Annotated in this window: 4 protein-coding genes and 1 pseudogene; all 5 read right to left on the bottom strand. The window is 63.9% G+C overall.

Annotation, left to right across the window (positions count from 1 at the left end; all coding sequences use genetic code 11):
- Positions 1–547, bottom strand: a 547-nt coding sequence (locus tag ARC63_RS00650) for a hypothetical protein (RefSeq protein ID WP_231298554.1), incomplete at its 3' end; no start/stop codon positions are given.
- 2 nt (positions 548–549) lie between these two features.
- Positions 550–4,065 (bottom strand): phage tail length tape measure family protein, encoded by a 3,516-nt coding sequence (locus ARC63_RS00645; RefSeq protein WP_057502272.1) that lies wholly within the window; start codon positions 4,063–4,065, stop codon positions 550–552.
- Between the two features lie 2 nt (positions 4,066–4,067).
- On the bottom strand, positions 4,068–4,208 hold the full coding sequence (locus ARC63_RS23380) for a hypothetical protein (protein WP_158003711.1): 141 nt from the start codon (positions 4,206–4,208) through the stop codon (positions 4,068–4,070).
- A 41-nt stretch (positions 4,209–4,249) separates the two neighbouring features.
- The gene (locus tag ARC63_RS00640; RefSeq protein WP_057502271.1) at positions 4,250–4,759 is read right to left on the bottom strand and encodes a DUF6631 family protein; all 510 of its coding nucleotides are present in this window, start codon (positions 4,757–4,759) and stop codon (positions 4,250–4,252) included.
- A pseudogene (locus ARC63_RS00635) lies at positions 4,759–4,938 on the bottom strand (hypothetical protein); the annotation flags it as partial. The gene ARC63_RS00640 and the pseudogene ARC63_RS00635, both read right to left, overlap by 1 nt.

The following is a 4,938-nucleotide window of genomic DNA, read 5'->3' as shown; positions in this document are numbered from 1 at the left end:
CGTCGAACGTCAGCGAACGGACGCCGGCATTGTCATGCCATAGCGACTCTTCCGCGCTGTCCTGCAGCTGAGCCCTTCGCAAGGGAAACAGCACGGTTCCAGCTGGCCATGTGCCAGCGGTGGCAGCGGCGAGCGAGAGGCCTTCACCTTCCACCGAGGACACCGTCACCACTTCCCAGCGGTTGACTGCTGCCCACAGCAGGGCCTGTCCGCCGGCGACGAAGTCAAACCCATTGGTTCGGCAGGCAAGCTCAACCGAGCCTACGGGCAATTTCGCGGGAATGAGCTGCGCATCTGGCCAGATGGGGACGAGCCAGCGCCCACCGTGGCCAGCGAGCAGCATGTCGACGACCCGGCGCTGCTGGCCCTCACACTTCACAGAGAACTCAAAGGACCGACGCGGATCGGAGCGGTAAGAGCAATGCTGGGAGATACCAGATGCCGATGCCTGCATGTAGTTGGTGGCCCAGGACAGCGTCTCGGTAATGGTGTCCGACCAGTCAGCAGGAACTGGAAATACGCGGGGGCCGGTAGCGGAGAAAGACATCGTCACCACTCCGACTGGATTGCCGCGCCGTTTCGGCCAGCGCTGAGCACGACAGCCTGTTCAAAGGCCGGATGAGACGCGAGCTTCTGAATCAACTCGTCCCGGTCGTTGAGCAAATAGATGCGCATGGGCTTGGCTGGGGTCATCGCCGATGTCGGTGCAGTTGCGGTAAATACCGGCGAGCGCTGCAACATTGGCATCGCTGCAACATGTCCTCCGTCGGAATAGCCGCGCCATCGTTCAAGCGCGGCCATACCCACTCGATTGAAGTCATACAGGAATGCCAGAGCACCAGGCTGGCGCACCACCTCCTGGCGATGTACGAATTCACCTGCATGGACCGTGCCGGCCTCCTGATACTTGCTGCCGGGACCGGTGTAACCGCCGACCGCATAACTGGCGGCCGCCCTCGCGGCGGAGGCCGCGGCCATTGCCTGTGCCGCGGCCTGCATCTGTACTGCCGCGGCCGTCACCGCAGATGCACCCGTGATCAGGCCGGCACCGGAGGAGTTAAGAGCGGCCGCACTCGTGGTGACTGCCGTGGCGCCGGCGGTGACACCTGCAGCGGCAGTCGACAGAGCGGCTGCTGATGCCTGCGTTGCTGCTGCGGCGGCGGCATCAGTTCCTACATCAACCCCCTTGTCGAACACCATCGACGTGATTCGGTTCGCCAGTGCCTGCGACCACTGATCGGCCACGAACTCGGCCAGGCCGCTGGAAACGGACAGAAAGAACCCGCGTACTGCATCGGTCAGCGAGGCGCTCCCATTGGCCAGCGACATAAAGGCTTCTTTGAAGCCGTTCTGAAGCGTCGTCCTAACGGTTTGCTGAAGCAGGTTCGTGGTCTGAACCATCTCTTTCAGCTTCAGGTCGATCTGATCGACCGCGGCGATTGCCTCCGGCGTCCCCAGGGCTATTGCTGCTGCACGCATCTGTGGAACAAGATCGCGCAAGGTCGAGCTCTGCTTCTGATACAGGTCAACCACGCGTTGCTGTGCGTCGGCTTGGGTAATCAGCCCCGCCTCCAGTTCCACCTGGATTCTCTGCTGCCCGAGCGCGATGCCCGCCATCACCTGGTTGTAGGTGTCCTGAAGATTCTTCAGTTCGGTGCTTGCCTTGCTCAGATTGAGGAGCTTGGCCACATCCGCGGCGTCGACAGCGCGCCCGCCGGCCTCCAATTCTTCCTTCAGCTTCGTCAGTTCACGCGAGGTCTTGGCCAACTCCGCATCCGGACCTCGGCCCTGCAGAGCTGCAATGCGATCGCGGATCTCCAGCATCTTGCGGTCGGCCTCGACCCGCAGGTTGGCCAGATCCAGCTTCTTGGCTTCGTCCAGCAACTCCTGCTTGGTCTTCGCCGAAGCATTCTGGAAGTTGCCCTCGGCAATAGCTGCCTGGATGCGGGCAGTCTCGGTCGCTTTCTTGCGAGTCTCATCCAGGGTTCCGACCAGGTCGATCTGCTGCTTGAGTCGCTCCAGCTCTCGCTGTGCTGCGGCCTCATCCTTCTGACCTTCCGTCTTCGGCGCTTTCCGGGTGCGCTCTTTGAACTTCTCCTGCAGTTGGGCAATCCGCTTGTCGTAGGCGCCGCCGCTGACGCTGCCATCGTCGCCAAAGGTGACGCCCTTGAGGAGGTCACTTCCGGGATTGGCCTTGCGCAGCTCGCGGAACTGCTTGGCAACCTCTTCGGTCGCCTTCTTCAGCTTCTCCGCCTTGCTGGCACCTTCCTCCAGACCCGATGCGATCGCCTTGGCGGCTTCGACGCCGGCATCCTGGATGCGCTGGGCTTGGCCAGCGCTCTCGGCAGCATTGACGTCACGATCGTAGGCGGCCCGAGCCTTGCGGAGCCGGTCCATCTGCTTGATCTGCAGGTCGTAGTAGTAGCCGATCGCCGGGGCGTTGCCGTTCTTCAGCGCCTGCTGCAGCTGCTCGGTCGTACCACGCATCGCCGCAGTTTCCGCGCGGAGCATCGCCTCGGAGTCGGTGCGGCCAATGTCCTTCAGCCCTTGCCAGACGCGCTTGAGCGTACGGGCCACTGCATCCCATGCCTGCTCCAGAGAGCCGGCCCGCGACTCCATTTCTTTGACACGCTGGTCACTGACAGTTGCGATGGCCTCCAGCGCGGCCTTGGCGGCATCGGTCGCCTTGCCCTGGTCCTCGAGCGCCCGAACCTGTTCGTACACCGCTGCGGTGAGGAAGTGATACTGCTCGTTGAGCTTGGCCAGTGTTGCTGAAGGAGCCTTGGAGACCTCAACCACCTTGGCGGTGGTGCCTTCGATCGACTCGCCCGTCAGCTTGGCCAGGTTGACCGCGACGCTAATCGCTGTAGACAGGGTGTTAGCGGTCAACTTCCCGCTGGCCGCCAACTGTTGGGCGGCCGCCGTGGCATCGGAGTACTCACCGGTGACCGCACCGACGGCATTCGCCTGGGCATAGAGCTGACCGCTGGACACGCCCAGTGAATGGCCGGTCGAGATCACAGCGGCGTCGAAGGCTCGCAGCTGCTTGTATCCCTGCAGCGCCGCAAAGCCAACAACACCCAGTCCGGCAGCAAGACCGCCTAGGACGACCACCGCGGGATTGAGCGCACTGGTGAGCGCGCGCGCGGCGGGGACGACACCGCCGAAGGAATCCTTCAGCTGGCCACCCTGCTGGATGGCCACCATCCAGATCGGCATGCCGCTGACGATGCTGGTGGTGATATCGGTGATCTGCGCCGGCAGCTGGCGCATGGCCATCTGGTACTGGCCGGCCGAGATCGCCCCGGCGCCCAGGCTGCGGCTGGTCGCTTCGGCAACCTTGACGGCGTTGCGCTGGACGTTGATGCCCGCCAGGGCACGGTTGTACTGTTCGCGGCTGATGCGGCCGGCATCCACCGCCGCCTTGAGTTCCCACTCGTCCCGCTCCAGCTTCTGCAGCTTTACCGATGCGCTGTCATAACGCCCCAGGGCGCCCTCAATAACACGCTGGCGCTGTTGCTCCGATCGAGCGAGGCCGGCTTCCTGCTTATCCAGCGCCTTGAGCGCGCTGTTGTAGTCCTCAGTGGTGATCAGACCGCGCGCCATCACCCGATCAAGCATCGCCTCGGTGTCGGCCAGATCGGACATGCTCGCCGCGCCGCGCTCCAGACGTGCATCGAGCTCGGAGATCAGGCGGATCTCATCGGCCACTGTCTTCTGTACCGCCGCGCCGGACGTTCGGACGCGATCTGCGGCGGTGGCCACGTCTGCCGACATGGCCTTGGCTGATTCTCCAGCCGTGGCCATCCCCGCCGCGCCGGCGGCGGCCTTCTGGCCAGCATCCTCCATTTGGCTGCCCGAGGCGGCACTGCTGCGGGCAGCCCTATCCAAGGCGTCAGCGGCCTTCTTCGCCTCTTTCGTGACGTCGCCCAGGCTGGCGCCGGCGTCTTGGCTGGCGCCCTTGACCGAAGTCAGGCCCTTCTGGACCACTGGCAGTGCCTGGCGCACCTGCTCGATGTCCAGGGCGATACGCATCGCCAGTTCGAGGTTGCGCGAGGAAGCCATTGTTATTTCAGATCCTTCAGCAGGTTGGTCGCCGGGCTACCGCCGGCATAGGCAGCATTGGTGTCGGTGATTCGCTCCCGCCTTTCGCGCCGCTGCTGGGCCTGGACGTACTCCCAAGCGAGGGAGATTTGGCGCTTGGTCATGCGACCGATATCGCCAAAGCTGTGGCCGTAGCCTGCACTGATCAGGTCGGTGAAGACCCGCCCGTAGCCGACAGAGCTGCATTTTGACTGACGGCGTTTCTGAGCAGGCGGCGGAGAAAAAAACTACTGTTGGCCTGCCACCACAACAGCAGCATCTGCTCGCCGTCGGTCTCGTTGAGCGTCTCCAGCCACGCTTCCTGCTCCCGTACCTCGGCTGCGTGATCCTTGGCATCAGCCGGCGGCGCTGCGACCGAGCACGCCAGTAGATGCCGGATCAGATCCGGGTGCGAGACCAGTGCGTCCATCACCTGCAGCATGGAAGGCGGATCGGAGCCTTCGAACAGCGGCTGCAGGTCCGCGACCAGCGGCGCGGCGGTCTGCAGGATGCGAGCGGCCTCAAAGAAGCCGTACTCGCGCACTGTGATGATCTTTCCACCGAGCTGCCCTTGCTGCCGGCCGGCAAGCACGTCCAGTTCGCTGGCTACGGCCTCCGGATCCGTAGTGCCGGATCCGGAGGGCTGCTGACCGACATTGCCGATCACCCTGGCCATCAGGCTGCATCCACCAGCAATGCACGAGCGTACAGGCCAAAGCGCGGATCGGCCTGGCGCACCGGGTCGATCTTCGCTTCGCCGGTGAGCGCAATCTCACCGAAGGTGTCGTTGATCAGCGACAGCGTCTCCGAGGCCGGGAAGGTGACGCGGTGCACCTCGCCGCGGAAGCGCATGGG

The sequence above is a fragment of the Stenotrophomonas geniculata ATCC 19374 = JCM 13324 genome (assembly GCF_001431625.1).
Classification (GTDB): Bacteria; Pseudomonadota; Gammaproteobacteria; order Xanthomonadales; family Xanthomonadaceae; genus Stenotrophomonas; species Stenotrophomonas geniculata.
This window is presented reverse-complemented; position numbering and strand designations above follow the sequence as displayed.

Excerpts from the sequence above, each read along its gene's own strand:
- ARC63_RS23380 (WP_158003711.1), bottom strand. The coding sequence starts at position 4,208 with ATGACCAAGCGCCAAATCTCCCTCGCTTGGGAGTACGTCCAGGCCCAG.
- ARC63_RS00645 (WP_057502272.1), bottom strand. The coding sequence starts at position 4,065 with ATGGCTTCCTCGCGCAACCTCGAACTGGCGATGCGTATCGCCCTGGAC.
- ARC63_RS00640 (WP_057502271.1), bottom strand. The coding sequence starts at position 4,759 with ATGGCCAGGGTGATCGGCAATGTCGGTCAGCAGCCCTCCGGATCCGGC.